We start from the raw sequence: 26,874 nt of genomic DNA, 5'->3' as shown, positions 1-26,874 counted from the left end.
AAAATTCATATATATTTACAAGACATAAAATCGTCTTATTACTCTCCTTCTTAAAAAGGTCAGGAGAACACATGATGCAAGCTGTCTGTCAGCTCAAGAAAAAATAATCTGAACTGCTTCTGTTGGTCTGTGTTCAAATCGGAAGGAATCCATACGAGTGAAAAGGTAGAGAGGCAAAAATGAGGTGACTGTCAAAGCGAAAGTAGTGTAAAAGCTCAGCAAACCACCGGAAGTGACAACTTCATTTTTTACCATCAATGCCCCTTCCGATTTGAACATCCTGATTGATCGGTCTTATTTCATCCGAGTGTGCTGAGGGCTACGCCTTATTTTTCTTAGGAGCCAAAGTATAGCTAAAGGAAACAATAAAGTCGATTAACAGAACAATTGCCCATGTACTCATAATGCCATCCAAGGAAACCGTACGCTGTGGATCATCTACATACACAATGATGGCGAGCAACAGAGCGTTGCCGATAGCCCAGCCCAACAGGTGAAGCAACCACCCCGTCCGTTCCTCTTTTGCATGGGCAGCGCCATATTTGCGTTCGGGCTTCGGCCCCTTGCCAAACCAATGAGAGAACCGTACATCTGCCCATTTAATTAACCTATGACCAAATGCCACCGTAATGCCAAGATAGCAAGCCGCCAGGCCAGTAGCGGTCGTAATCTCCATGCCGCTGCTCACCGTGATAAACACCGCAATCAGTAACAGGACATCAATAATAGGAGTACACAGTAGAAAAAGACCGCCTAATTTCTTTAAGCCAAACATATATCTTGCGATCAACCCTGCAACAACAAAAACCCAGAATAAAACTTCAGCACTAATAATAAATAAATACATAATAGATAATTCCTTTCCAATTGAGATTGGTATTCCCCTCAGCTATCCCCCTTTCATGCCCACTATCATACAATATTATACATAATATTCCTAGTATGTTGTCTATAATTACATAAAAGGAAACAAATAGCCTTTTTTCTACAAAAAAATAGTCTCTGTCACGCCCATTTCGCCTCATTTTCTCAAATTGGATACTTTTCATGATATGCTGCACATTAGACGATGATGATGTAAAATGAAAAAAGATGCACCCGCGTCCATCAGCACGGGTGCATCTTTTTATACTATTGAGCTATCCAATTACGATATGTCCTTCGGGACGACGATATAGCGTCTTGGTGGAGCGTGGACGAATGGCATAAGCGATCGTAAGCGGCCCAATTCTGCCAATGAACATGGTTACACACATGATCAGCTTACCCGCGTCAGACAGTCCCGGGGTCACGCCTACGGATAGACCAACCGTTCCAATCGCGGAAGCAGCCTCAAACGCAAGTGAGAGAAAAGGTGCATCCTCTGTCATTAAGAGCAGCATGACCACAATGGAGAAGATGAATAGAGCCAATACAATAATGGTCAGCGCACGCATCATAATATCTTTGGGCACCCGGTGGCGAAAGAACACTATTTCCTTCTGTCCCCGCATGACGGCAATTAGAGCACCAACCATCAGCAGGAACGTGGTCGTTTTGATTCCTCCCCCGGTAGAGCCCGGAGAAGCACCGATAATCATCAACAGCATGATAAAGAATTGGCTAGCCTGCCTCAACCCGCTGATATCTACTGTGCTGGTACCCGATGATCGCGTAGATACGGATTGAAAGACCGATGCATACACTTTGCCTTCCCAGTTCAGCGAGCCTAGGGTTCGTGTATTGGTAAACTCAAAAATAAATATGACCAGCGCCCCAATCACAATAAGCCCACCCGACACACTTAACACCATTTTGGAGTGTAGACTCAGTCTGCGGGTGCGGCGAAAATCGAACAGATCACTGAGTACAAGAAAGCCCAATCCTCCTGAAATGACAAGCACAGATGCAATTATATTGAACACAAAATCTCCGGCATACCGTTGGAAGCTGCTTCCGAACAGGTCAAATCCCCCGTTATTAAAAAGAGATACCGCATGGAATATTCCGTAGTATATCGCTTGTCCGACGGGCATCTCCCTCATCCACCGCAAAGCCATGACTACAGCAGCTATCGCCTCAATGGTAAAAGAAAAAATCAGCACCTTGCGAATAATACGCACAATTCCTTCCATGCTGTCGGCATTAATCGCTTCCTTTAGCAGCAACCGATCCTTCAACGATAGCCGTCGCCCCAGCAGCAATGCAAACAAGGTCGCCAGGGTCATAAAACCCAGACCGCCCAGCTGCATCAGTACCATGATGACCGTTTCTCCAAACATCGTATAAGTTGAATTAACGTCTACTACGACTAATCCGGTGACACAAGCAGCGGAAACGGACGTAAATAACGAATCAATCCAATGCGGAGCATGTCCACTATGATTGGATATAGGAAGCATCAGCAGCAAAGTGCCCAATGCAATAATCAGTAAGTATCCGATGACCAATATAAAAGGAGGCGACGACGCAAACCGGGCAAGCTTGACGCTGCGTTTCATTAGAAGTCTTCTCTCCATCCGTTCTTATGAAAAAGAGGAACAAGACACGGGAAGCCCGGCTGATCCTCTATATTCATAATGTTATGTTATTCTACCGTACGGTTACGCATATGCGGGAAAAGCAGCACATCGCGAATGGAAGGAGCATCCGTCAGCAACATGACCAAGCGGTCGATGCCGATGCCCAGTCCGCCTGTTGGCGGCATACCGTATTCCAAGGCACGGATAAAATCATCATCCATTTCATGAGCCTCGTCATTGCCATGCTCACGTTCCAGCAATTGTGCTTCAAAACGCTGGCGTTGGTCAATCGGATCATTCAGCTCGGTGAATGCGTTGGCATGCTCACGAGCTACAACAAACAACTCGAAGCGATCCGTAAAGCGTGGATCTTGCTCGTTTCTCTTCGCCAGTGGCGAGATTTCAACCGGATGCCCCATAATAAAGGTTGGTTGAATGAGTGTTTCCTCTACGAATTGTTCGAAGAAGGCATTCAGGATATGTCCAAAGGTCATATGCGGCTCTACCGGCACTTTATGCTCTTTCGCAAGGCGATGAGCTTCTTCATTGCTCAATTGCGCTCCAAAATCCACACCTGTTACTTCTTTAACAGCATCGACCATAGATACTCTGCGCCATTGCGGCGTCAGATCCACTTCCTGGCCCTGATAATGAATGCGCTGTGTACCCAGCACTTCTTGCGCAATGTGAGCCACCATGTTTTCCGTCAATTGCATGATATCCTGGTAGTCAGCATACGCCTCATACAGCTCAATCATCGTGAACTCAGGGTTATGGCGAGTGGAAATACCTTCATTACGGTAAACGCGACCGATCTCATATACTTTCTCCAATCCGCCGACAATCAGTCGTTTCAGATGAAGTTCAATGGCAATACGCATATATAGCTGCATGTCCAATGCATTATGATGTGTAATAAACGGCTTGGCCGCCGCCCCGCCTGCGATGGAATGCAGTGTTGGCGTTTCAACCTCCAAATAACCGAGCGAGTCCAGATAACGGCGCATGGATTGAATAATACGGGAACGCGTAATGAACGTTTTTTGTACTTCCGGGTTCATAACCAGATCGACGTAGCGCTGACGGTAACGCAGCTCAACATCCTTCAGACCATGATATTTCTCCGGTAACGGGTACAACGATTTGGACAATACCTCAAGATCCAGTACCTTAATGGTGGTTTCCCCAGTTTTGGTCTTGAACAGCACGCCTTTAATCCCCACAATGTCGCCCAAATCCAAAATACCAAAGGCTTTGTACTTAGTTTCCGGCACGGTATCTTGACGAACATAGATTTGAATACGTCCACTGAGATCCTGTACATGGGCAAAGCTGGCTTTCCCCATTACCCGTTTGGCCATAATACGGCCTGCAATGCTAATTTCAATATTCTTTTCTTCCAGTTCTTCCTTGGTCAGACTGTCATACTTACTTAGCAGTACACCCGCCTCAGCTGTGCGTATGTATTTACGACCAAAAGGATCAATGCCCAACGAGCGAAGCTCGTCCAATTTGGCGCGGCGAATTTGCAGCAGTTCGCTTAGTTCCTCACGATTTTCTTGAGGTTCCTGGTTAGTAGTTTCATCCGACATGGTGCTAAATCAGCTCCTTCAATATGAATAGACGGGCCGGGGTCCGTCCGGGTGTAGAGAAAAAAAGCTCCCCCAAGGAAGCTTTTACATTCAATTCCAAAGTTTGTGTCTTATTTTTTGATATCCACGATTTTATATTGTATAACACCTGCTGGAACGGTGACATCCACAACAGTTCCTTTTTTCTTACCGAGCATTGCCTTGCCAAGCGGACTTTCATTGGATATTTTATTCTGGAGCGGGTCCGATTCAGCTGAACCTACGATCGCATACTCTGTAACATCTCCGATTTCCATATCCTCAACTGTGACGGTTGCGCCTACTCCCACAACATCGGTTTCAATTTCATCACTATTGATTATGCGGGCATTACGCAGCATTTTTTCCAGCGTAATGACACGGCCTTCAATGAAAGCCTGCTCATTCTTCGCATCCTCATACTCGGAGTTTTCACTGATATCCCCGTATCCGATAGCTACCTTAATCCGTTCCGCCACTTCACGGCGTTTGACAGACTTCAAGTTCTCAAGCTCATCTTCGAGCTTTCTAAGACCTTCCTGTGTCAGAATGACTTCTTTATCGCTCATCTTAACCGATTCTCCTGTCATGGGAAAAGTTTAAAAGTGCATCGGAATGCACGCTTTCAAAACATAATATGCCACTCTGAGGGAATGAGAACATTTCCTGCTGTTGTCTTGAGAGCTGCATACAATTTGTAGCATACATCAAGATTTTATACTGAACGATTATAGGGCAAGTAATTGGAAAAGTCAATCACATACAAAGGCAGAAACAGCTTCCTTATTGCGCAACGGCGGCAGGAGAAACAGCCCCTGTGGAATGTTCATCATTTTCTACCGTGTGTAGTCCGGATACAAAGCCATCCAAAATACGTACCATATCATCACGTTTCGTTTCTTCCATAACAACGTCCTTAATGCGTGCAGAGCCTCTAAGTCCTTTGAGGTACCAGGCCAGATGCTTACGCATTTCGCGGACAGCCACAGCTTCACCCTTCAATGCCACCAGGCGGTCCATATGCAGAATGGCAATGCGGATTTTTTCTTCCGGTGAAGGATCAGGCAAAAGCTCACCTGTCTGCAAATACTCAATCGTACGGTACAGCATCCAAGGGTTACCCAGAGCGCCGCGTCCGATCATAACACCGTCACAGTTGGTCAAATCCAGCATCCGGCGGGCATCTTCCGGTGATGCCACGTCTCCATTTCCAATTACAGGAATGGAAACTGCTTCTTTAACTTCTTTTATAATATCCCAGTTCGCATGTCCCGTATACAATTGCTCCCGTGTACGACCATGTACGCTGACAGCCTGACCTCCGGCGCGTTCTACGGCACGGGCGTTCTCTACGGCATAAATATGCTCGCTATCCCAACCAATACGCATTTTCACGGTAACAGGCTTGCTCACGGATTCCACTACAGCCGATACCATTTCATAAATTTTATTGGGATCGAGCAGCCAACGGGCACCCGCATCACATTTGGTTACCTTGGGAACCGGACAGCCCATATTGATGTCAATAATATCTGCGTTCGTCTCCTGATCCACGACCTTAGCCGCTTCCACCAAAGATTCACGGTCTCCCCCGAAAATTTGCAGACTAAGCGGTTTCTCGCGATCATCTACGAACAGCATCTCACGCGTGCGCTTGTTACCGTGAATGATCGCCTTGTCACTAACCATTTCTGCGCATACCAAGCCTGTGCCAAATTCTTTGGCAATCAGGCGAAAAGCAGGATTACACACGCCCGCCATCGGAGCCAGGACGACTTGGTTTTTCATTTCAATACCGCCGATTTTCAACATATCTGTTCACTCCTTTATTCCTTCTTTTATATCGTACACTTATCGTCATTCCGTCAGTTCCCGGACTTCAATTTCTAGCGTTCGGGCAATAATGTCCAACATGTCAGGCTCTACTGTTCGGTTGCCCCGTTCCACAGCACCCAGCACAGCCAAGGATATGCCGGTTCGCTCAGCCAACTCCTGCTGCGTGAATCCTTTTAGCTTCCGAAAGGCGCGAAGCCGTTGCGCCAGCTGCTTGTTTTCCAAAACTGTATGCCGTCCTTTCCATCCAATGATTTCAATGCAGTATGCACGATACTGTACAGACCGGATGGATCTTGGTTCGGAACGATATCAGCTAATGGCACAAGTACAAAAGCACGCTCCAGCATGCGGGGATGAGGAAGCTCCAAATCCGGTGTAGCGAGCTGCACCGCTTCCATCCATAACAAATCCAGATCAATAGTGCGCGGACCGTTAGGAATATGTCTTACTCTACCCAGATGACTCTCTACCTCCAGCATGAAGGCCAGAAGCTCCTCTGGAGCAAGTGTTGTGGATATGGCTGCTGACATATTCAAAAAAGAAGGCTGATCCAAATAACCTACAGGCTCTGTTTCGTACAGGCTGGAGCAACGCAGCACCCGTATACCCGGATGTTCGTCCAGCGCCGTGATGGCTTCATACAGGGTATGCTCACGATCCCCCAAATTAGCCCCTAAAGCAATATAAGCCTCTGATGCCTCAGAGGTCGAATGTGCGTTCATGTACCGTTCCTACTTTCTTGCGCGATAAAGCTCAACCGTCACGCCCTCAAAATGAATATCGAACGGCGGATGCGGCTTCGTGACTTTGACAGTCAGTGCATTGACACTAGTATAAGTGTCCAGTAAGGAAGATGCAATACGTTCGCCCAAAGCTTCAATCAATTGGTAAGATTCCTTTTCTACAATATCTTTAACGGTGTAATGCACCTCAGCGTAATTAACCGTTTTGTCCAATGCGTCTTGCTCGCCCGCCTCACGCAGATCAAGCTCCAGTTCCAAATCAATGTAAAAACGCTGTCCCAGCTTGCGTTCTTCAGGAAAAACGCCGTGATATCCATAATACTCCATGCGATGCAAAACTATTTTATCCATCGTGGTAGTCCCCCTGTTTTTTTATTTTGACCCGTACACCATCGCATCACACATACGCACTGTGCGCTTGATTTGCGCAACATCATGTACACGCACAATCTGACAGCCTTGGGCAATGCCAAAGGCGACAGTAGCCGCAGTGCCCTCAACCACATCATCCACAGGCAAATCCAGCGCTGTACGAATAAATCTTTTGCGTGACGTCGCCAACAACAGCGGGTAGCCCAACTGACTTAGTGTATCGAGAGAAGTCATAGCATGAATATTTTCGTCATAATCTTTGGCAAATCCGATGCCCGGATCTAAAATAATCTGTTCCGCACGTACACCTGCATCCAGCGCCAATCCGATACTTTCTTTTAAATCATTTATCATATCAGGTATAAAATCGCTATAGCTACGGTCATGACGATTATGCATTAAAATGACTGGACAATCGAATTGTGAAGCCACACTTGCCATGTCAGGGTCTGCCTTAAACCCCCACACATCATTGATGATATGCGCACCTGCTTCAAGCGCCTGCCGGGCTACTTCAGCTTTGTAAGTATCCACGGATAATGGAATGTGCGGAGCAATACGATGGATAGCCTGTACGACCGGAATGACACGTGCCAGTTCTTCTTCCACGCCTACCGGATCATGCCCCGGCCGGGTGGACTCTCCGCCAATATCAATCATATCGGCTCCATCCTCCACCAGCTTTAAGGCATGTAAAACGGCAATCTCCAGACTAGTGTGCAATCCGCCATCGGAAAATGAATCCGGGGTCACGTTCAGTATACCCATCACCAATGTGGAATCTCCGAGCGTAAGCTTGGCCTCGCCCATCTGATAGCTTCGTCGGTACAAGGTCGGTATGTTCAATTCATCCCTGCTTTCTCTCTGTAATCGTGTATCAGCAGAGCTGTTATGGAACCAGCCTGTTTCCAGGCATCGGATAACCGGTGCATCGTTCCATCCCGCTCCAGCAGTAGGTTCACAGGCCGAATTTCCTGTATGGAGTTCGTCATCAATATTTCATCAGCCAGCCGCAGCTCGTCCCAACGGTATAGACCCTGCTCACAGCGGATGCCCCTCGCTTGCGCCAGCTCCAGAAGGAGTCCGCGTGTAATCCCTGACAGGATACCTGTGGACAGATCTGGGGTGTACAGCGTACCGTTTCGGACAAAAAACAGGTTGCTGACCATTCCTTCTGCCAGGAAACCGTCTGCCGTAAGCATCATCCCTTCAGCCTTATGCTGGACGGCAGTGGCGTACTGCTGAAGCTCCCGCTTGGCGAGAATGTTATTCATATAATGGAGCGATTTTAAACGAACCTCGCCCTCGGGCGTGTTTCTCGGAGTTCGCAACAACTGAAGCGCCGATATGGAAGTTGTTCCCACGGCCTCTATATGCGTAGCGGGTAACGGCTTGGCGAACAAAATATGGTTAGGGCGCGTATAGTCACCAGATGGCAAGCCGAGTACCTCTTCGCCCGCTGACACGGTGTAGCGGATATATGCTTCGTTCAGACCATTCGCGGCCATCAGACTTTGGATATGCGCGATAAGTTGGTTCTTGTCCGGTTGAAAAGGAATGCCCAGCATCTGGCAGCCCTCTGCCAGTCTGTGCAAATGACGATCGAGCAGAAACGGAACTCCCTTGTAGGTACGAAAGGTCTCAAATAGGCCCATTCCGTACAAAAAGCCGTGATCACTTACGTGAATCACGGCATCTGCGGCTTCCGTGAGGGCGCCATTGACTCCGATATATTTCATGAATCAGACGCCTACCTTGCGTTTCAGGAAATTGCGTAGCAGTTGATGCCCGTGGTCCGTAATAATGGACTCCGGATGGAACTGAACTCCTTCCACGGCAAATTCTTTATGCCGCAAGCCCATAATTTCACCTTCCGCAGTTTCAGCGGTAATTTCCAGACATTCAGGCAGGCTCTCGCGCTCCACTAGCAAAGAATGATACCGGGTCGCTGTAAACGGGGAAGGCAAACCTTCAAATACCGATGTATTATGGTGGAGAATCGGTGATGTTTTGCCGTGCATGAGTCGTTCAGCCCGGATGACATGACCCCCAAACGCCTGTCCGATGGCCTGGTGACCGAGACAAACGCCGAAGATCGGAATCAGCCCTTTAAAGTGGCTAATCACGTCCAGCGATATTCCCGCCTCATTCGGCGTGCATGGACCCGGTGAAATCAGAATATGCTCCGGCGCCAGCTCTTCTATGCCTTTCAGATCAATCTCATCGTTCCGTCTTACGGTTACTTCCTCGCCTAGCTCACCCAAATACTGAACAAGATTGTACGTAAACGAATCATAGTTATCAATCACCAAGATCATACGACTCACCCTCCTGTGATACCGCTTTTGCTCAAAGCGGCTTCTTCTTCACCACATTGTACTGCCTTCATGACGGCTCTTGCCTTATTTCGGCACTCGCGATATTCCCTGTACGGGTCTGAGTCAATGACAATGCCTGCACCTGCCTGTAAGTAGGCCGTGCTGCCTTTGACAGCTAGTGTTCTTATTATAATATTTAATTCCATATTGCCGTTATAGTCAATCCATCCCATGGACCCTGTATAAGGACCACGCCGGACAGGCTCTAATTCTTCAATGATTTCCATGGTGCGCACCTTGGGCGCTCCGGTAATGGTTCCCCCGGGAAAGGTGGCGGCGATCACATCTAAAGCGGTACGACCTGCGGCCAGCTTACCCTCTACTTGAGAAACGAGATGCATCACGTGCGAATAATACTCCACTGTCAGAAGTTCCGGCACATGCACCGTTCCGTATTCAGCAATCCGTCCGATATCATTGCGTTCCAGATCGACGAGCATGATATGCTCGGCGCGCTCTTTTTCGCTCGATAGCAGCTCGGCAGCCATGGCAGTATCCTCTTCCGGTGTGAGTCCTCGCCTTCTCGTACCTGCAATGGGACGTGCGCTGACGCGTCCATTCTCCAGCTTTACCAGTAATTCCGGCGAACCGCTGACGATTCGTAAATCCGGCATCCGCAGCAGGCCCATGTAAGGGGAAGGGTTCAGCAGGCGAAGCCACTCATAGATATCCTCAGGTTGGGCTGCCAGCGTACGTTGCTGACGAATCGACAGGTTCACCTGAAACACGTCACCTTGTGCAATGTATTCCTGCACGCGCTTTACAGCGTGTTCAAAATCCTCTTGGTTGAAAGCTGCTTTCCAGCCTTCTGCTTCATGATGAGCAACGAACAGCTCTTCTTCGGCAAGCCTTGCGCAACGGCGAATATAAGCAGGGTCAGATGCTCCGGCTTGTATGATGTTTTCCCACTGGGTCAGCATACGTTCTGCATGCTGGACAGCTTCTGCGTAATATTCGGAAAGTATGGCTTTCCGCTGATCCAAAGCTACATCATCGACACTGGCGGTGTTACTACTGACGGTATCCAGGTGAACAGGTGCGGGCGTATGAACAGCGCAATAAATACGGCCTTCCTCATGATCATAGATCCATAGCTCGTTCACTTGCATCCATACATAGTCCGGTATGCCTGTATCGTCTGCTGCCTGTATCGGCAGGCGCTCCAGTGAGCGAGCTACATCGTAGCCGAAATAACCGGCAAAGCCTCCAGTGAAAAAAGGGATGCCCGGTACGTGCGGCGCACGGTAGGAAGCGATCCAGTCGTTCATGACGGTCAGGGGCTGACCGTGCATGAGATCACGCTTGCCGCTTTTTAGATCGGTCCAGACTGCCTGTTCCCCCTTACCTTCCAATATAGCAACCGGATTTAAGCACAGATAGGTGTATCTCCCGCCTTTAGCACTCTCCAGTAAAAAGGCATTGGGTGACGAATCCTCCCATGCCCTCTGCCATGATAACGGTAAACCGTCCGCAGGTAACTGATACTCAGCGATATATGGGAGTATACTCCATCCTTCCTTCTGCCAGGCCTGCCACTGTACCTCCGTTACTCTAGCTGTCGATTTCATACGTGTGTGCTTCCCCTTCCCTTACTTTGCGCAAAGTCTATAAGCTTTTTTTAAAAAGAATCCCCCACCCCCCTGGGAACAGGGAAATGAGGGACTCCTTACATATAGTATACACAATTACGACTAATTACAGCTCGAAATTATACAGTGGCGTACTCAGGTAACGTTCACCATTACTTGGAATGATGACAACAATACGCTTGCCTTTGCCTAATTCTTTAGCCAGCTTCAAAGCGGCATGAACAGCCGCACCGGAGGAAATACCAGACAAGATGCCTTCTTCCTTGGCTACTGTACGCGCCAATTCGAAAGCTTCATCGTTTTCTACATGAATAATTTCATCATAGATGTCACGGTTCAAAATTTCAGGAATGAAGTTGGCACCAATCCCCTGAATTTTGTGCGGTCCTGGCTTGCCACCAGCCAAGATTGGAGAAGCAGCCGGCTCTACAGCAACGATTTTGATTTCAGGGAATTCTTTCTTAAGCACTTCCCCTGCACCAGAAATAGTACCACCTGTACCAATCCCGGCTACAAAACCGTCCAAGCTACCACCGATGGAGCGGATGGCTTCAACGATCTCAGGGCCTGTCGTTTCACGGTGAATCTTGATGTTGGCTTTGTTCTTGAACTGCTCGGCAGCAAAATACTCGGGATTCTCACTCAGCAGCTCTTCCATTTTCTTAACAGAGCCGTTCATGCCCTCCGATCCGGGTGTCAGCACCAGATCTGCTCCGTAAGCGCGTAGCAGGTTGCGACGCTCCAAGCTCATTGTTTCTGGCATAACGATTACTGCCTTGTATCCCTTTGCAGCTGCAACCATAGCCAAGCCGATTCCTGTATTACCGCTGGTAGCTTCAATAATCGTACCGCCTGGTTTGAGCAATCCTTCACGTTCGGCCTCTTCCACCATACTAATCGCGATGCGGTCTTTTACACTGGACCCCGGGTTCTGGTATTCCAGTTTCAAATAAATTTCTGCGCTATCTTCCGGTACGATCCGGTTAAGACGGACGAGAGGGGTCTCCCCGATAAGCTCGGTAACGTTATTGACGACTTTAGCCATGATAAGTTCCTCCCTGACATTGAATGTTATATTAAGTTTTTGCGAAATCACATTGTTAATCCATCCTGGTTTTAATTTCCGATAAAAAAGGTAGGTATTATACGATAATCATAACAATCTTCAAATCCATTGTCAATACGAGCCATAAAAAACACGATGCCTTCTGCTCTGATTTTCAGCATCGCGCTTCCTTCAAACCCAGGATTGCTCACCCTGTTTATAGAGCAATGGAGGGCATATCTTTTCCAGGCAAAATGCGTACCCCGTATTTATCACGCAGGCTTTTCTCTACCTCCTCCAGAGGGGCAGCTTGAGCGAGTGCAAGCGAGCGGCGAATTTGCTGTCGAATCTGTTGTTCGTTCGGGGGAGCTTCCAGGCGGATATCCTGTACAAAAATGACGGCGTAGCCCTCGTTAACAGCGATGGGACCAGCAACATCACCGGAGCTTAGCTCTCTCGCTGCCTCCATAATCTCTTGCGGCTGAAAAGGATCATACGCATCCACCCATCCCAGCTGTCCGCTTTTGTCTTTGCCGTCAAGATGACTGGAATGTTCTTGAAGAAGTGTATCAAAGCTTTCTCCCTGCTTAACCCGTTCAAGTAGCCTCTCAGCTTCCTCCGATTGGGTCAGGTATATGGTTGCCAGCTTGATCTTCTTGCCGACTGCAAATTCCTCAGGATGTTGCTTCCAGTACTCCTCAATCTCAGCTTCCTGAACTTGAATACCCTGTGTGGCTATTTTCTCCAACCCAATCCGGTATTCCGCCTCATTCCGCAAATCATCCGGATTTAATCCGAACTGTTGCTGCATTTCATCAAAATAGGCGCGATCCGAGGCATACCCTTTACTATCCTGCTTCAGCACCTGCTGCAAATCCTCTTGGGTAACCTTGATACCGAGACGTCCAGCCTCCGCCTCCACAACTTTGCGGTTTAACATTTGCAACAATGTAGCGGCTCCATAGCGTTTTTTCAGCTCTGCAATCCACTGTTCCTCAGATATGCCTTCCTGACCCATCTCCGCCACATTATGATCGCCGTCGTCCTTGGTTACATCACCCGGCTTTAACAGCCCGCGAAGCATGATAAACCCCCCCAAGGCGGCGACACTGACGGTCAGGATAATGACAGTCGTCCATAATCCTTTCTCCCGTGTAGTCATCGCTCGCACCGCCCATCCGGTTAGGCTTTGGCTTGATCTAACAGATTTTGCAATTCGTCTTTATTAAACTGATAAGCCTCATTACAGAAGTGGCACACGACCTCGGCCTGTTCCTCTTCCTCAATCAGCTGCTCCAATTCGCTTTCTCCCAAGCTGATTAATGTTTTTTCCACACGCTCTCGCGAGCATTCACATTGAAAATGAATATCCATTTCGTCGAGAATCCGAACGTCCGGCAGCATCCAACGCAGCATTTCATCAAGCTCTAAGCCCTGATCCAGCAGAGCTGTAACTGGCGGAATGGAACCAACTGCATTTTCGATGGCTGTAATCTCATCATCATCCAAGCCCGGAAGCAACTGAATAATAAATCCACCCGCCACGATAACCGAGTTATCGGTATCCACCAGCACGCCCAAGCCCACCGCCGAAGGTGTCTGCTCTGATTTGGCAAAATAATAAGTAAAATCTTCACCCAGCTCGCCGGAAATAATCGGCGTACTTCCACGATAGGGTTCTTTTAATCCCAAATCCTTGATGATATGAATAAAGCCCTCTGTTCCGACAGCACCTGCTACATCCAGTTTGCCCATACTATTGCTCGGCAAATGAACATGTGGCTCGGACACATAGCCCCGCACCTCACCTACAGCATTGGCATCAACAACGATTTGTCCGATGGGACCGTCACCTTTAACCTGAATGGTCAGTCGCTCTTTGCCTTTTAACATAGAGCCCATAATGGCACCCGCTGTAAGTGTTCGTCCCAAAGCAGCGGTGGCGGTAGGATACGTATCATGTCTTCTCCGCAATTCCTCCACCAGTTCTGTTGTCCGGACCGCAAAGGCTCTGACCCTTCCATCCATAGCTGTACCACGAATAAGTCGATCCTGTTTCTTTTCCATATTGATTTCCTCCCCTATTCTCAGAGCAGCTATAGGCTGTTATTTTCGTTAGTGTATATTTTTTTCCGCATCACTAAAGCATGATTCCTGCTATATAAACAACCTGCATTGACAGATCACGCGAATCGTTCAAAAACGTAACATATTTCAGTATAGACGAAAAACGCCGCCAATCCAAACCGGTTTCATCTCCGGCTGGCCTCGGCGGCAGCTTATATCTTTTCTATTCAGCGTTACGTTGGTAAATAATACGCAAGCCCTCCAGCGTCAACATCGGCAACACTTTCTGAATGCTCCGTGTCTCTGAGGCAATTAACTCGGCAAGACCTCCGGTAGCAATAACCGTAGGCTCTACCTGCATTTCCTCCTTTATGCGCTCCACAATACCGTCCACTTGCCCCGCATAACCAAAAATGATCCCCGCTTGCATAGCATGAACCGTATTGCGGCCGATGACCTTCTTGGGTTTTTCCAGCTCAATGCGAGGCAGCTTGGAAGCCCGTTGATACAGCGCCTCCGTCGATATTCCGATACCTGGCACAATGACTCCGCCCAAGTAGTTTCCCTTGTCATCAATACAATCAAACGTCGTGGCTGTTCCAAAATCCACCACAACCAGAGGGCCGCCATACCGCTCGACAGCAGCAACGGCGTTCACGATCCGGTCAGCCCCTACTTCACGCGGATTTTCATAACGCAGATTAAGACCGGTCTTGATTCCCGGTCCGACAATTAGGGGCGTTCTGCCTATGTATTTGTCGCACATTTCCTCCAACACATGAACCAGCGGTGGAACGACTGAGGAGATAATGACCCCTTCAATATCATCCTTTAATACACCGCCCATACTAAAAAGATTATGTATGAGCACGCCGTATTCATCTGCGGTTGCCTGTCTGGAGGTGCTGATCCGGTAATGATGCAATAGCTCCCGGCCCTGATATATCCCCAGCACAATATTGGTATTGCCTACATCCACTACAAGAATCAATCGGTGTCACCTATCTTTCTTTGCGTTAAGGTCAAGGCTGATATCCAGATTATGAAAAGAGTACGTCAGCCTGCCTACAGAAATCACATCTACGCCGCTCTCAGCCATCGCACGCACTGTTTCCAGCGATACATTGCCTGAAGCCTCCGTTTTGACATGTGGAGCCTGTTCCCGAATAAAACGAACGGCTTCCTTCATATCCTGAACGGACATGTTATCCAGCATAATAATATCCGCTCCGGCATTCAGCGCTTCCTGAACCTGTTCCATATTTTCCGTCTCTACTTCAATCGTCATCGTGTGCGGAATATGGGTACGTGCCCGGGTCACGGCCTGCATGATCCCACCCGCACCCTTGATATGATTATCCTTTATCATAACGGCATCGTACAAGCCAAACCGATGATTGGAACCGCCACCCACACGAACAGCATATTTTTCAAGCAACCGATGCCCTGGTGTTGTTTTCCGTGTATCCACCAAGCGCGTCGAAAGTCCGTGGAGCTGGTCGACAAAAGATTTGGTTCGCGTCGCAATGCCGGACATCCGCTGAATCAAGTTTAGAGCCAAACGTTCTCCCGTCAGAATCGCATGGGTGCTCCCTGTCACTTCTGCCAGAACGGTTCCCTGCTCGATCCATTGCCCATCGGTCACCAGTGGAGTGAAGGACAGCGAGGGATCTACGACCCGAAATACGAGTTTTGCCACAGGCAAGCCCGCAGCAACACCGGATTCCTTGGCATGGATTACCGCTTTGGATTGATGCTTCGGCTCGATGGTCCAGCGCGTGGTCACATCGCCCGATCCTGTATCTTCTCGCAGCCAGCTGCGAATTTGTGCTGTCAGCTCTTCCTGATACCCGCTAAACTCTCCGTAATGCTCGCTGTTAGATGTCATGAATGCACTCCTCCGTTATCCCTTGCTCACGTCGCTGCTGGACATGCTTGCGCCATACGCCATCGTCTGCTGTCGGGAAATCGTCACGGTAATGTGCTCCCCTGCTTTCCTCACGCAGCAACGCCCCATCCGTGACCAGCAAACCACAGGTGAGCAAATTGGCAAACTCAATCTCTTCCCGACTGGACAGGACAGCGCTGAAAACGGACATCTGCCCCCGTAGCTGATCCAGGGCTGCTTGCAGCCCCTCCCCATTCCGACGGACTCCGGCATAATGGACCATTGTCTCTTGCAGCTTAAGCTGCTGCTCCATGATAGACGAAGCCAGAGAGTCCACGCGGTTGTCATTGTAGGATATCAGCGTATGACCAGCCAGCGGCAGTAAAGAATGTAACCGCTCGACAATCCTGCTGCCAAATACGACCGCCTCAGATAACGAATTACTCGCTAACCGATTAGCCCCGTGTACACCAGTGGAAGACACCTCACCACAAGCGAACAGGCGTGCAAGGGTGCTTTCTCCATGCAAATTAGTCTGGACGCCGCCCATCATATAATGCGCAGCGGGCGCTATAGGAATCCAGTCCGTCGTTATATCGAGATCAAAGGACAGGCATGTTCGATAAATGGTTGGAAACCGTTGCTTGATCCGTTCAGAAGGCTCATGTGTAATATCCAGATATACAAACTCAGCCTGCGTACGTTCCATCTCATGAATGATGGCACGAGCTACAATATCCCTTGGTGCCAGTTCCTGTCGGGAATCATACTGCTCCATGAATCGCTCTCCATGAATATTGCGCAGCACTGCCCCCTCGCCCCGCACGGCTTCGGAAATTAGGAATCTTGGAGCACCCGGATGACACAACGCTGTCGGATGAAACTGTATAAATTCCATATCCCGCACAGCTGCCCCGGCGCGATATGCCATAGCAACCCCATCCCCGGTCGCGATATCGGGATTGGTCGTGTATCGATATAATTGTCCACCGCCCCCGGAGCATAAAATCGTTGCATTCGCAGTGACATATAATCGTTCGCCATTCGGCTTTTGAACCAGAGCGCCGATGCACTCGCCATGCTCGGTCAGCAGGTCGATCACCATATGCTCGTTCCATACCTCGATAGCGGGATGATCAGCGACCTTCTCTGACAATGCACGAACAATTTCATAGCCAGTGGCATCCCCATTTGCATGCAAGATGCGCCGATGGCTATGTGCGCCTTCCCGTGTCAGCGCAAGTTTGCCATTCTCCCGGTCAAAGGCCGTCCCTAAACGTATTAATTCCTGTACACCACTTGGACCCTCATGAACAAGGGTCCTGACCGCTTCCGGTTCACACAGACCTGCACCTGCAATCAGAGTATCCTGAATATGATAAGCGGGTGCATCCTCAGCCGAAGTGACAGCGGCGATGCCGCCTTGAGCATACTTGGTGTTGCTTTCCAACAATGCCTTCTTGGTAATTAGCAACACCCGCCGATTCTCCGCAGCCTTAATGGCCGTATATAAGCCCGCAATGCCGGAGCCGATAATCATCACGTCGGCTTCGAATTTGGGTAATTCCGCTACATCAAAATCAACCAGATATCTTGGAGTCATGCCTTCACCTGTTTCACAGAAGAATAGCGCACACCATAGGTCGTACAGTATGTGCTCACGGTATATGTTCAAAAGGATTGAAAGTCGGTTACAGCGGCTGACAGCTTGTATATGCCAAGAACACGAACAGCCGTTTATTTAACAATAAATGTACACAACGTTCCTTCGTCTGTCAAATCACCTCAGCTATTTTTCCAGTATTTAAAAAGCTCCGAAAAACCATCATTACTGGTTCCCCGGAGCTTTCATCTAAGCTTATTCAACTGTCAACCCGATGATCAGGTTGTTGTCGGTGGAGTACCACCAGAGTTGCCCGAATTATTACCGTCCTCTGGCTTTTGCAGATTAGGAATATCATTCGGTTGATCCGTTGTATTCTTTGGCTCGTCATCCTTGCCTTGAATACGTACACGAACGTCTCCGATGTTGTCGATCACAGGCTCACCATTTTCAGGCGGTGTTCCTTCTCCCTCATTCGTGCTGCCGTCCAAAGAACCTGTCTCAATCAAACGTTTAATTTGCTCAAGTTCCAGAGTTTCTTCTACCAGCAAGGTTTGGGCGATCAAATGAACCTCTTTGGAATATTTGGTCAGGAGTTCTCTGGCACGCTCATAAGACTCGGTGATGAAACGGTTCATCTCCTGGTCAATCTGATAAGCGATCTGATCACTGTAGTTCTGCTCATGACCGATATCCCGTCCAAGGAATACCTGGCCTTGCGAAGTGCCGAACTGCATTGGACCGAGCCTCTCACTCATACCGTATTCCACGATCATGCTGCGTGCGATGCTTGTTGCTTGCTGGAAGTCACTGTAGGCTCCCGTTCCAATTTCACCAATAAACAGTTCCTCGGATACGCGTCCACCCAGCAAACCAGTGATTTTGTCCAGCAATTCCTGCTTGGTCGTCAGCATGCGATCTTCCTTCGGAAGCATGATGACATATCCGCCTGCGCGTCCACGCGGAATAATCGTTACCTTGTGAACCATGTCGGCATTTTCCAGGAAGAAGCCGATAATCGTATGGCCTGCTTCGTGATAAGCTACAATCCGTTTCTCGCGGTCACTGATTACGCGGCTGCGTTTTTCTGTACCTACGATAACACGGTCAATCGCTTCATCCACTTCTCGCATCGAAATATCTTTACGGTCACGACGGGCTGCCAACAACGCAGCTTCGTTCAACAGGTTTTCCAGATCAGCGCCTGTAAAGCCTGTTGTACGCTTCGCGATAACATCCATTTTAACATCTTTAGTTAATGGCTTGTTGCGTGCATGTACAAACAACACAGCTTCGCGACCTTTAACGTCTGGGCGATCAACTGTAATTTGACGGTCAAAACGTCCCGGACGAAGCAATGCCGGATCCAGAATATCCGGACGGTTCGTTGCAGCTACGATAATAATACCTTCGTTCGCTCCGAATCCATCCATCTCAACGAGCAATTGGTTAAGCGTCTGCTCACGTTCATCATGTCCGCCACCCAATCCAGCGCCACGTTGACGTCCGACAGCATCAATTTCATCAATGAAAATGATACATGGTGCGTTCTTTTTCGCGTTTTCGAACAAATCCCGTACACGGGAAGCGCCGACACCGACGAACATTTCTACAAAATCAGAACCCGAGATGCTGAAAAAAGGTACTCCAGCTTCGCCTGCAACAGCTCTCGCCAAGAGTGTTTTACCAGTACCCGGAGGGCCCACTAACAGAACACCTTTTGGAATACGGGCGCCCACAGCTGCGAACTTACGCGGATCCTTCAAGAATTCTACGACTTCAACAAGCTCTTGCTTCTCTTCGTCGGCTCCTGCCACGTCTTCGAAGGTAACTTTCTTCTTCTCTTCGTTATAGAGACGAGCTTTGCTCTTGCCGAAGTTCATAACTTTGCCGCCACCGCCCTGTGCCTGATTAAACAGGAAGAAGAACAGCAGGAACATGATCACCAAAGGAACAATAGAAGTCAAGAACGTCAGCCAAATACTTTCGCCTTCCATTTTCTTCTGTACGTATTCAAATCCGTTCGTTTCACTAGCAGTAACCAGTTCGGTTAAAGCAGAGTCCGTTGGCGGAACATACACAGAAAAATTGGTGGATTTGGCATCAGCCGGCTGCTTCTTATATGCACCGGTTACAAGATAGGCGTAACCGTCAAATTGGACCGTTACTTTAGAGATATTATTAGCTTTAACCTCTTGCCGTAATTGGTCATATCTAGGGAGATCGGAGGCTTCGCTACTGTTGCTGACAAACTGAACGATACCCACCACAACTAAAAAAAGAATCAAATAAAAACCAGAATTCCGGATGAACCGATTCATCCCCTACCTCCTCTCGAAACACTTAAGTTATTTTACCATAGCCTATAAGCCCTTCTCAACAAAGGACGCTATTTAGTCCTAGGACTGGAGGCTGAGATTAGCTGGTGTAGATTTCCGGCTTCAAAATCCCTATGTATGGGAGGTTCCGGTAGTGCTCGGCATAATCCAGACCATAACCCACAACAAACGCATCCGGAAGAGTAAATCCGGTATAATCAGCTTCAAGATTAACCGTCCGGCGGGCAGGTTTGTCAAACAGGGTTACGACACATACCGAATTGGCATTACGGTTCTTAAGCAATTCAATCAAATGAGTCAACGTCAGGCCACTGTCGATAATATCTTCGACGATCAGAACGTCGCGTCCTTCAACCGAAGCGTCCAAATCCTTAATAATTTTAACGACGCCTGATGACTTGGTGGACACACCATAACTGGATACAGCCATGAAATCAAGCTCCAGTGGTACTGTAATAGCTTTAACCAAATCCGCCATAAAGATAAACGCACCCTTCAGCACGCAGATCACCAACGGATTCTTTCCTTCGTATTGCACGCTGAGCTGTGCGCCCAATTCCTTGATTTTACTCTGAATTTCTTCTTCGCTGATCAATACTTCCTGAATATCATTTTGCAACGGTGTAAACCTCCTAAGTTTATACTATGAAAGCCGTTCCTGCGCAATTACCGATGCCCTGGACTCTCCTGTCTTTGCCATGACATGTATATAACCGAAGACGTGTGCTTTTGCACCGCGGCATGTACAGAGCGTCGCACGCCCGGAATCCAGAGAATAGCTCCGGAACAGTCGCAGACGACGGGAATAACGGGACGCAGCGAAGGAGGTATTTTTTCATCAATGAAAATATCTTTAACCTTTTTTCTTCCGTTTAATCCCATTACATACATGGTATCTCCAGGTAATCGCGAGCGTACTGTCAACGGCAGGACCAATTCATCTGCGTCGAAGCATGCTTCCTCCTCATTCGCCGGATTTTGTCCAACCGGATACGAAGTTCTTCGCCACCGAAGTATACCTCCCGCCTCAGGCAATTCAAGCTCACCGGAAATAGGCAATACGTCCAGTCCATAGCACCATTCGCCCATAACGCCTTGCGTACGGTCAAACAAAACCGCTTGGTCATATTCGCGGACTCCAACTGCGCCACCGCCTAAGTCCAAACTCCACGTAGACGGTCGTTCCTTGAGAAGTCTCAGTCGAACGGTCTCAATTTTACGAAAATCTAAATTTTCACTGTCCGAAGGCAGATAATTTAATATTAGTTTAATCAACCTCCGTTGTAAAGCAATGGATAGCTTACGATAGGAAGCGATGGAAAACATATACCTGCTGTTATCTATGTGCACCAATTCCTCATATACCGCCAGCGTGGATGCCTCCATAAAATCATTTTCGTCAGCCATGGTTTCAGCCAGCCGATTTAGAGAAGGTGTTAGTTGCTCATTATATTGCCCCAAAAAAGGAAGCACATCCATACGAATGGAGTTGCGGCGGTATTTCGATGATAAATTACTGCTATCCGTTACATAGGAAAGGTCATGATACTTGCAGAACTCAATCAGGTCAGCCTTGTACATACGAAGCAACGGGCGAATGAGTTGCACATTTTTTTCCTTGCGTGTCAGCCGCATACCCGCCAAACCCGCCGGGCCACTACCGCGCAGCAAGTGCAGAAGAACAGTTTCGGCCTGATCATCCCCATGATGAGCCATCGCAATATGCTGTGCCGCCCACTTTGCAGCCATATCATGCAAAAAGGTATAGCGCAGCTCGCGAGCCGCTTCCTGCGGCCCCTTGCCGCTCTCCTTCATATAAACGGGTACATCAACGCGAATCATTTCAAACGGAACCTCAAGTTTCCGGGCCATGTGGCGTACCTCTTCCGCCTCCGCATCCGATTCCTCCGGCCTGAAGCCATGATGGACGTGAGCACAGATCAACTGCAAAGGCATATGTACAACGGATATTTCATGTAAAATGTGCAAAAGGGCCACCGAATCCGGCCCGCCGGATACAGCAACCACAATGCGGTCTCCGGGGCTCCACAGCGAATGATCCCGCGCGAGGGCGAGCACTTCCTGTACAACACCGGTCGGTTTTGTTGTTCCCATTCACGACCCTCTTTTCTGCCGACCGAAAAATGATGATCATCTTTATATTATGTAAGTCCTGCCGCTATCTTAGCGCAATCCAGAGCGCTCCGGCAAGCAGCAAAAGCGAGAGAGTGAAAGCATATCCCAGCCAGCGTGGAGTTCCTCTTTTCACGGACGATTGCCTGACATGTGCAGCAGCCAGACGCGACCAGGAACGAGCCGCCACACGGGTATCGGGATGTTCTCCACGCACTGCACCCATCAGCCATTCGGCATAGGGTCGTAATACACGGCTACGACGAATGATGATGGTTAATTCCGCCGTATTACGCAGCTGTGGTAGCCTGCCCGCCGCTACTTTTAGCGATTCGCCCTCCAATATATGAATAGTCAGAAGGGCGAAGGCAAACAGATCATACTGAGAATCGGCATTTCGACTGCCCGCATTCCAGAATCCCCTGTCATACCATTCTGTAAATTGCTTGACGCTCCGTCCCGCAAGGGACACCCCGCCATAATCAATCAACTCGGCTTCTCCATAGGCATTGACCAAAATATTTTGAGGCTTCAAATCGCCAAATACCCATCCTGCCTGATGTAGATCAGCCAAACGATTCAATATGCCAGTTCCAGCCACACCATACCATTCCGCTCCCTTGAGCGCCACAAAACGGTGAAGCGGATCTCCCTTGACGTATCGCATGACATAAAAGGGTATCTCCCCGCCGCTACGCAATGATACATCGTCCACCTCGAACAAAAAGGATGGATGTCCGTTTTGCTGGAGAGCAGATTGGGTTCCCTGCGACTGCAATGTGGTTAGCACGTTAATCTCTGATTGCAGATCAAGCGTGTTCTTCCCCATTTTCAGAGCAAATTGTCGATCTGCCTGTGCCCCTTTTACCAAATATACAGTTCCGTTCGCCCCACGGCCCAGCAGACGCTGAATGACATAGCTGCTCCGCTTCCACTTGCCCTTGATGACCGTTCCGGGTGCAAGAACGGGATCAGACGACGTAGTCACCGAGCATCCCTTCTCCTTTGCCATAGGATTCTTCCATATCTTTCTGTTCCCCTAGTGTAACATATCGGTAATAATCAATCACTTGTAAAATGGCTGGACCTGTTGGCGTCGCCCCCTTCATCCGCAAACGGCCGAATATCGACTTAACCTGGCTAAGTTCAGAGGTCCAACCCATATCCATGACCGCATCTTCTCCCATCCGTCCCCCAGGAAAATGAAAGACAGAAATACGGCTAGGCCCGCTTCTGGACTGTAAACTGAGCAGCAAATCCCGGATACTGTCTTCTACGGCAGGCAGCTTGGGCTTCATACTCGCACTGGCATCAATGAGCAAAGCAATTTCCAAAGCGCTTGTTTCTGTCAGTTCATCCATCACCTCAACCACCTGAGCCCGTTTGGCTGGCGGCAGTTCACCGATATGTCGAGCGCCCCCCTCACCCAAAATATGCGTTAACTCTCTATTAACCGCCTGCTGAATCGTTTGAACCACTGTTTTACGGGTCATCATCTGCATGGTCTGTGCCAGCTGCCTCGTGCCTACGATTTGGCTGAAACCTCCTCCCGCTTTAGCGATTTCCTGAATCTCTGTACTTCCAAGCTCGCCAATCGTCCCATAATCTATGACTCCGGCTACGTTCACCGTAATGCCTTCCTGTAAAGCCTGGGCCGCCGCCATGACCGGGCTGACACCCACATTAGAGCATCCGTCTGTAATGATCAAAATTTGCTTCATAAGCTTCTTGACCTCCCGCTTCCTCTTAATCTATTCCGATAGATTCTATCTTTGCCGAATCTGGAACGATTCAAACGAAGAACGCGGATTTTTAACAAGGAAGCGGAATTTCCCGGGCAATGTCTATTCAGCTAACCGTACGCGGACGCTCCATCCAGCTCATACCCGGTACATGAAGCGTGGCCCATTCTGGGCGGAAATGATCTATTTTGCTAACAACTACCGTCATGTCATCATAGATTTGATTTTGCTGGTAACGAATAACTCGTTCCAATAGGCAGTCGGCCAACTGCTGCGGGTCATCGCTTTCAATTTCCTGAATCATGCGCTTCATCCATATTTCCTTGTTTACCGCATAACCCGGTGAGTCATATATACCATCTGTAATCATGATCAAAATATCACCCGGCTGTAATTGAAGCGACACCAGATCAATTTCAATATCCTGTATAATGCCAATCGGCAAATTACTGGCAGATACGGGAATGACCTCCTCCCCTCTTTTAATAAAGCTCGGTGTTGACCCAATCTTCATGAATGTCGTCCGGGCCGTATACTGATCAATCAGCGCCATATCGACCGTAGCATACATCTCCTCTGGTGATCTCAGCATCAGAACAGAGTTGACCGACTTAATCGCCAGCTTTTCATCCATGCCGGATTGCAGTAATTCCTCTAAAATATTAAGCGCCGCGCTGCTCTCTTGCTGCGCCCGCTCTCCATTGCCCATACCATCGCTCAAAGAGACCGCAAAGGTCCCGTTCCCCAGCTCCATCATGCTGTAGCTGTCTCCCGAGAAAAAATCCCCTCCTTTGGCAGCGCTTGCTACTCCCGTTGCAATTTCATAGGTTTTGGCGGAGCCAAACATGACCGTAGCCAATCCCTGGCGGCGATCTGCCGCCGTTTCGCGCATCACAGCAATATGCTCGTCCAATATGTCCGACAGCAGTGGAGCAATGATTTTCCGGCATTCGTCAAATCCCCTTGTATAAGCATGGACAATCTCAATTTCGACTTGGCCCGCATCCAGATTAATAATCTCAATAGATTGTATGGATAAGCCCAGCCGATCAAGCGCCTCACGTATTTGTTCCTCCTGCCGATGCATGGTTTGCCCTTCCCGCTGAATTTCCCGCGCCAAATCCTCCATAATCTGTGATACGCCGGATAGCTGATCAGCAACAAGCTGACGACTGTCGTATACTTGGCGTTTCCACTGCATATTATGCTGGTAGAGGCTGTATTGCTGCTTCATCACTTGCAGCACCGCGCCCGTCTTGGCGCATGCCTTGCTCCACTGCGGCGGCATCTGCTCCGGCATCAAATTCGGATTATCCTCAATAGCACTCATCATTTCCGTCATATACTGATGGGTTTGCATAAACTTGCCGTCCCAGCACTGCTCGCACTTGAAGCAGGAGGCACACGTTCCCTCCGCTACAGCGTTCATAAAATGCTCGATTTCACCTTCCGGCTTCGCGCTCTCACTCGCAGATATCTGGTGAAAGCTGCGGGATAGCTGACTGAATACGCGGGAGAATTTCGTCACCCGCTCGGCAGTGAGATCACGGACCCTTTTGGCATACTCATGCTGGGATTTGGCGTGGTCCTGCGTACCAGGAACATAGGTAGAAACCGCTTTAAAGAAGCTTTTTGGGGTCATTAAGAATAATAAAATCGCCGCACAGCTCTCCCAGGTCGATGTTAGCACATCCCCGGTTCCGTCCAAATAGATCGTCAGAATTGAGGAACCTAGCAACATCCCGAGCGCCACTGCACCTTTTCGCCCTTCACGCAGCATCCCTGCCAGCAACCCGGCAAAAGCGAGCAAACTCATCTGCACAATCGCAGACATATTGGCCAAGCTTAAAATTAAACCGGTAATCACACCGACCGAAGCACCCAACGAAGCGCCTCCCACCAAGGCGAATACCAAGACCAAATAGCGAGATAGCACATGATCGACAGACAGTGAGTGAATCGTCCATCCTACCGCTCCCGTCATCACAGAGGCCAGTAAAATGATCAGACACAAAATTTCCTCATTTTTGAGCTGGCTTGTCTTTTTGCGATACGTAAACAATGGAATGGCCTGCGTAAAAACAAGTGTCAGCATAAAGCTGAGAACCGCATCCGTCCCTACGATGATAAGGTCATACCATGTGAAGGACGGGGCCATCACCGCGTAAAATAAATTGACCATAAACACAGACAGGAAAACCATAAGCGGGGCATAAGATAATTCCAGCCGATCAAAGGTTCGTAGCCCACGATACAGGAGATAGAATACAAGCAGCTCGCCGCCAATCATGAATAAGGATGGATAAGGGGCAAGCAGACTGCCCAACACGACCGATACAGCTACAGGCAGCATCAAATCACGCCGCAGGAACATGATGACTGCAAAATAAGCGAGGGCAAAAGGGGATAGCTCGTCCAAAATGGTGGCGCGTCCCAGTAAAAATCCCATAGCAGACAATAGCAGCATCCATCTTTGCGCCGTTACCCATTGCACTGCTTTATGTGAATCCAGTCGCTTCTTGAGTCTGGAAGACCAACCTTCCGTACGTTCTTTAGATTTGGACTTTCTGGATTTCAACCCTGGAAAATGTACCACGTTCCATTTCTCCATCATGCGTCAGGCACCCCATTCATCAATTTGATGTTCCCATCTTAAACCGGAACGACTGAGAAAGTTTGTCAGAACCTCACGTCTTATTCCAAGAAATTTCCGACAAAAAAACGTTCTGCGCGAAAGCACAGAGCATCGGCCTCAAGCCAAGCTACGTCCGCTTGGAAGCGCATGGTAATTACGAGCGCCCTCTCCCTACAAAGCCCCTTCCTGTCGCCCACACCTTCGCTTAGACTAGCGATTTGCACAGAAGATAGACGGAAAACCGTTGGAGTTTGTCGGACGATTATGTCCACACGACAAAAAAAACGTCCACTTTTCAGCTTGATCGCCCTGCTTTTTCTTCAGCAAATCTTGAATACCATAAAACGCATGCAAGATAACAGTGGTATGGATCTCCCACGCTCCCATAGCTCT

Annotated in this window: 24 protein-coding genes; all 24 read right to left on the bottom strand. The window is 48.8% G+C overall.

Features of this window, described 5'->3' with window-relative positions; translation table 11 throughout:
- Positions 1 to 319: 319 nt before the first annotated feature.
- Entirely contained in the window at positions 320 to 847 is a 528-nt protein-coding gene (locus ACIFQM_RS14340; protein ID WP_430039849.1) for a hypothetical protein, read from the bottom strand.
- Positions 848 to 1,139: 292 nt separating this feature from the next.
- Positions 1,140 to 2,480: a TrkH family potassium uptake protein gene (locus ACIFQM_RS14335; RefSeq protein WP_430039847.1), complete on the bottom strand. Its 1,341-nt coding sequence runs from the start codon at positions 2,478 to 2,480 to the stop codon at positions 1,140 to 1,142.
- An 86-nt stretch (positions 2,481 to 2,566) separates the two neighbouring features.
- Entirely contained in the window at positions 2,567 to 4,093 is a 1,527-nt protein-coding gene (gene lysS / locus ACIFQM_RS14330) for a lysine--tRNA ligase (RefSeq protein ID WP_430039845.1), read from the bottom strand.
- A gap of 110 nt (positions 4,094 to 4,203) precedes the next feature.
- Positions 4,204 to 4,680, bottom strand: coding sequence for a transcription elongation factor GreA (gene greA / locus ACIFQM_RS14325; RefSeq protein ID WP_283654076.1), 477 nt, complete (start codon positions 4,678 to 4,680; stop codon positions 4,204 to 4,206).
- Between the two features lie 214 nt (positions 4,681 to 4,894).
- A complete protein-coding gene (gene dusB / locus ACIFQM_RS14320; RefSeq protein WP_430039843.1) occupies positions 4,895 to 5,923 on the bottom strand; it encodes a tRNA dihydrouridine synthase DusB in 1,029 nt (342 codons plus the stop codon).
- 45 nt (positions 5,924 to 5,968) lie between these two features.
- Positions 5,969 to 6,169, bottom strand: a complete 201-nt coding sequence (locus ACIFQM_RS14315) for a helix-turn-helix domain-containing protein (RefSeq protein ID WP_430039841.1) — start codon at positions 6,167 to 6,169, stop codon at positions 5,969 to 5,971.
- Positions 6,121 to 6,669: a 2-amino-4-hydroxy-6-hydroxymethyldihydropteridine diphosphokinase gene (gene folK, locus ACIFQM_RS14310; RefSeq protein ID WP_430039839.1), complete on the bottom strand. Its 549-nt coding sequence runs from the start codon at positions 6,667 to 6,669 to the stop codon at positions 6,121 to 6,123. The genes ACIFQM_RS14315 and folK overlap by 49 nt, the downstream gene beginning before the upstream one ends.
- Before the next feature lie 9 nt (positions 6,670 to 6,678).
- Positions 6,679 to 7,041 (bottom strand): dihydroneopterin aldolase, encoded by a 363-nt coding sequence (folB, locus tag ACIFQM_RS14305; RefSeq protein ID WP_430039838.1) that lies wholly within the window; start codon positions 7,039 to 7,041, stop codon positions 6,679 to 6,681.
- A 21-nt stretch (positions 7,042 to 7,062) separates the two neighbouring features.
- Positions 7,063 to 7,908, bottom strand: a complete 846-nt coding sequence (gene folP / locus ACIFQM_RS14300) for a dihydropteroate synthase (RefSeq protein WP_430039837.1) — start codon at positions 7,906 to 7,908, stop codon at positions 7,063 to 7,065.
- The gene (locus ACIFQM_RS14295) at positions 7,905 to 8,801 is read right to left on the bottom strand and encodes an aminotransferase class IV (protein ID WP_430039835.1); all 897 of its coding nucleotides are present in this window, start codon (positions 8,799 to 8,801) and stop codon (positions 7,905 to 7,907) included. Before ACIFQM_RS14295 ends, folP begins: the two co-directional genes overlap by 4 nt.
- A 3-nt stretch (positions 8,802 to 8,804) precedes the next feature.
- Entirely contained in the window at positions 8,805 to 9,380 is a 576-nt protein-coding gene (pabA, locus tag ACIFQM_RS14290; RefSeq protein ID WP_430039833.1) for an aminodeoxychorismate/anthranilate synthase component II, read from the bottom strand.
- Positions 9,381 to 9,385: 5 nt separating this feature from the next.
- Positions 9,386 to 11,008, bottom strand: a complete 1,623-nt coding sequence (locus ACIFQM_RS14285; protein ID WP_430065705.1) for an anthranilate synthase component I family protein — start codon at positions 11,006 to 11,008, stop codon at positions 9,386 to 9,388.
- A 127-nt stretch (positions 11,009 to 11,135) separates the two neighbouring features.
- Positions 11,136 to 12,074, bottom strand: coding sequence for a cysteine synthase A (cysK, locus tag ACIFQM_RS14280; protein ID WP_430039830.1), 939 nt, complete (start codon positions 12,072 to 12,074; stop codon positions 11,136 to 11,138).
- Between the two features lie 217 nt (positions 12,075 to 12,291).
- Positions 12,292 to 13,236 carry a peptidyl-prolyl cis-trans isomerase gene (locus ACIFQM_RS14275; RefSeq protein ID WP_430065703.1) on the bottom strand — a complete coding sequence of 315 codons (945 nt, stop codon included), beginning with the start codon at positions 13,234 to 13,236 and terminating at the stop codon, positions 12,292 to 12,294.
- Between the two features lie 20 nt (positions 13,237 to 13,256).
- The gene (hslO, locus tag ACIFQM_RS14270; protein ID WP_430039826.1) at positions 13,257 to 14,141 is read right to left on the bottom strand and encodes an Hsp33 family molecular chaperone HslO; all 885 of its coding nucleotides are present in this window, start codon (positions 14,139 to 14,141) and stop codon (positions 13,257 to 13,259) included.
- Between the two features lie 223 nt (positions 14,142 to 14,364).
- Complete coding sequence (locus tag ACIFQM_RS14265; RefSeq protein WP_430039824.1) at positions 14,365 to 15,132, bottom strand: type III pantothenate kinase; 768 nt, start codon at positions 15,130 to 15,132, stop codon at positions 14,365 to 14,367.
- A gap of 6 nt (positions 15,133 to 15,138) precedes the next feature.
- Positions 15,139 to 16,029, bottom strand: coding sequence for a carboxylating nicotinate-nucleotide diphosphorylase (nadC, locus tag ACIFQM_RS14260; RefSeq protein WP_430039822.1), 891 nt, complete (start codon positions 16,027 to 16,029; stop codon positions 15,139 to 15,141).
- Positions 16,019 to 17,632, bottom strand: a complete 1,614-nt coding sequence (gene nadB / locus ACIFQM_RS14255; protein ID WP_430047736.1) for an L-aspartate oxidase — start codon at positions 17,630 to 17,632, stop codon at positions 16,019 to 16,021. Before nadB ends, nadC begins: the two co-directional genes overlap by 11 nt.
- A gap of 278 nt (positions 17,633 to 17,910) precedes the next feature.
- Complete coding sequence (gene ftsH / locus ACIFQM_RS14250) at positions 17,911 to 19,953, bottom strand: ATP-dependent zinc metalloprotease FtsH (protein WP_430039818.1); 2,043 nt, start codon at positions 19,951 to 19,953, stop codon at positions 17,911 to 17,913.
- A gap of 97 nt (positions 19,954 to 20,050) precedes the next feature.
- Positions 20,051 to 20,590, bottom strand: coding sequence for a hypoxanthine phosphoribosyltransferase (gene hpt, locus ACIFQM_RS14245; protein WP_014279057.1), 540 nt, complete (start codon positions 20,588 to 20,590; stop codon positions 20,051 to 20,053).
- Between the two features lie 47 nt (positions 20,591 to 20,637).
- Positions 20,638 to 22,086 carry a tRNA lysidine(34) synthetase TilS gene (tilS, locus tag ACIFQM_RS14240; protein WP_430039816.1) on the bottom strand — a complete coding sequence of 483 codons (1,449 nt, stop codon included), beginning with the start codon at positions 22,084 to 22,086 and terminating at the stop codon, positions 20,638 to 20,640.
- Positions 22,087 to 22,150: 64 nt separating this feature from the next.
- Positions 22,151 to 23,092 carry a protein kinase domain-containing protein gene (locus ACIFQM_RS14235; protein ID WP_430039867.1) on the bottom strand — a complete coding sequence of 314 codons (942 nt, stop codon included), beginning with the start codon at positions 23,090 to 23,092 and terminating at the stop codon, positions 22,151 to 22,153.
- Positions 23,076 to 23,825, bottom strand: a complete 750-nt coding sequence (locus tag ACIFQM_RS14230) for a hypothetical protein (protein ID WP_430039814.1) — start codon at positions 23,823 to 23,825, stop codon at positions 23,076 to 23,078. Before ACIFQM_RS14230 ends, ACIFQM_RS14235 begins: the two co-directional genes overlap by 17 nt.
- A gap of 127 nt (positions 23,826 to 23,952) precedes the next feature.
- Positions 23,953 to 26,460, bottom strand: coding sequence for a stage II sporulation protein E (spoIIE, locus tag ACIFQM_RS14225; protein ID WP_430039813.1), 2,508 nt, complete (start codon positions 26,458 to 26,460; stop codon positions 23,953 to 23,955).
- Positions 26,461 to 26,874: the final 414 nt, after the last annotated feature.

Origin of the sequence: Paenibacillus sp. NRS-1782, assembly GCF_050467685.1 — a bacterium.
Taxonomy (GTDB): Bacteria; Bacillota; Bacilli; order Paenibacillales; family Paenibacillaceae; genus Paenibacillus; species Paenibacillus terrae_A.
The sequence above is the reverse complement of the archived record's forward strand: the minus strand, read 5'-3'. Positions and strand labels throughout refer to the sequence as shown.

What these genes read in the sequence shown, in the direction of transcription:
- ACIFQM_RS14335 (WP_430039847.1), bottom strand. Translation starts at nt 2,480, where the DNA reads ATGAAACGCAGCGTCAAGCTTGCCCGGTTTGCGTCGTCGCCTCCTTTT.
- nadC (WP_430039822.1), bottom strand. Translation starts at nt 16,029, where the DNA reads ATGACATCTAACAGCGAGCATTACGGAGAGTTTAGCGGGTATCAGGAA.
- folK (WP_430039839.1), bottom strand. Translation starts at nt 6,669, where the DNA reads ATGAACGCACATTCGACCTCTGAGGCATCAGAGGCTTATATTGCTTTA.
- lysS (WP_430039845.1), bottom strand. Translation starts at nt 4,093, where the DNA reads ATGTCGGATGAAACTACTAACCAGGAACCTCAAGAAAATCGTGAGGAA.
- cysK (WP_430039830.1), bottom strand. Translation starts at nt 12,074, where the DNA reads ATGGCTAAAGTCGTCAATAACGTTACCGAGCTTATCGGGGAGACCCCT.
- ACIFQM_RS14230 (WP_430039814.1), bottom strand. Translation starts at nt 23,825, where the DNA reads ATGAAGCAAATTTTGATCATTACAGACGGATGCTCTAATGTGGGTGTC.
- ftsH (WP_430039818.1), bottom strand. Translation starts at nt 19,953, where the DNA reads ATGAATCGGTTCATCCGGAATTCTGGTTTTTATTTGATTCTTTTTTTA.
- pabA (WP_430039833.1), bottom strand. Translation starts at nt 9,380, where the DNA reads ATGATCTTGGTGATTGATAACTATGATTCGTTTACGTACAATCTTGTT.
- dusB (WP_430039843.1), bottom strand. Translation starts at nt 5,923, where the DNA reads ATGTTGAAAATCGGCGGTATTGAAATGAAAAACCAAGTCGTCCTGGCT.
- greA (WP_283654076.1), bottom strand. Translation starts at nt 4,680, where the DNA reads ATGAGCGATAAAGAAGTCATTCTGACACAGGAAGGTCTTAGAAAGCTC.
- ACIFQM_RS14295 (WP_430039835.1), bottom strand. Translation starts at nt 8,801, where the DNA reads ATGAAATATATCGGAGTCAATGGCGCCCTCACGGAAGCCGCAGATGCC.
- spoIIE (WP_430039813.1), bottom strand. Translation starts at nt 26,460, where the DNA reads ATGATGGAGAAATGGAACGTGGTACATTTTCCAGGGTTGAAATCCAGA.
- ACIFQM_RS14285 (WP_430065705.1), bottom strand. Translation starts at nt 11,008, where the DNA reads ATGAAATCGACAGCTAGAGTAACGGAGGTACAGTGGCAGGCCTGGCAG.
- tilS (WP_430039816.1), bottom strand. Translation starts at nt 22,086, where the DNA reads ATGGGAACAACAAAACCGACCGGTGTTGTACAGGAAGTGCTCGCCCTC.
- ACIFQM_RS14340 (WP_430039849.1), bottom strand. Translation starts at nt 847, where the DNA reads ATGTATTTATTTATTATTAGTGCTGAAGTTTTATTCTGGGTTTTTGTT.
- nadB (WP_430047736.1), bottom strand. Translation starts at nt 17,632, where the DNA reads ATGACTCCAAGATATCTGGTTGATTTTGATGTAGCGGAATTACCCAAA.
- hslO (WP_430039826.1), bottom strand. Translation starts at nt 14,141, where the DNA reads ATGGAAAAGAAACAGGATCGACTTATTCGTGGTACAGCTATGGATGGA.
- folB (WP_430039838.1), bottom strand. Translation starts at nt 7,041, where the DNA reads ATGGATAAAATAGTTTTGCATCGCATGGAGTATTATGGATATCACGGC.
- ACIFQM_RS14275 (WP_430065703.1), bottom strand. Translation starts at nt 13,236, where the DNA reads ATGACTACACGGGAGAAAGGATTATGGACGACTGTCATTATCCTGACC.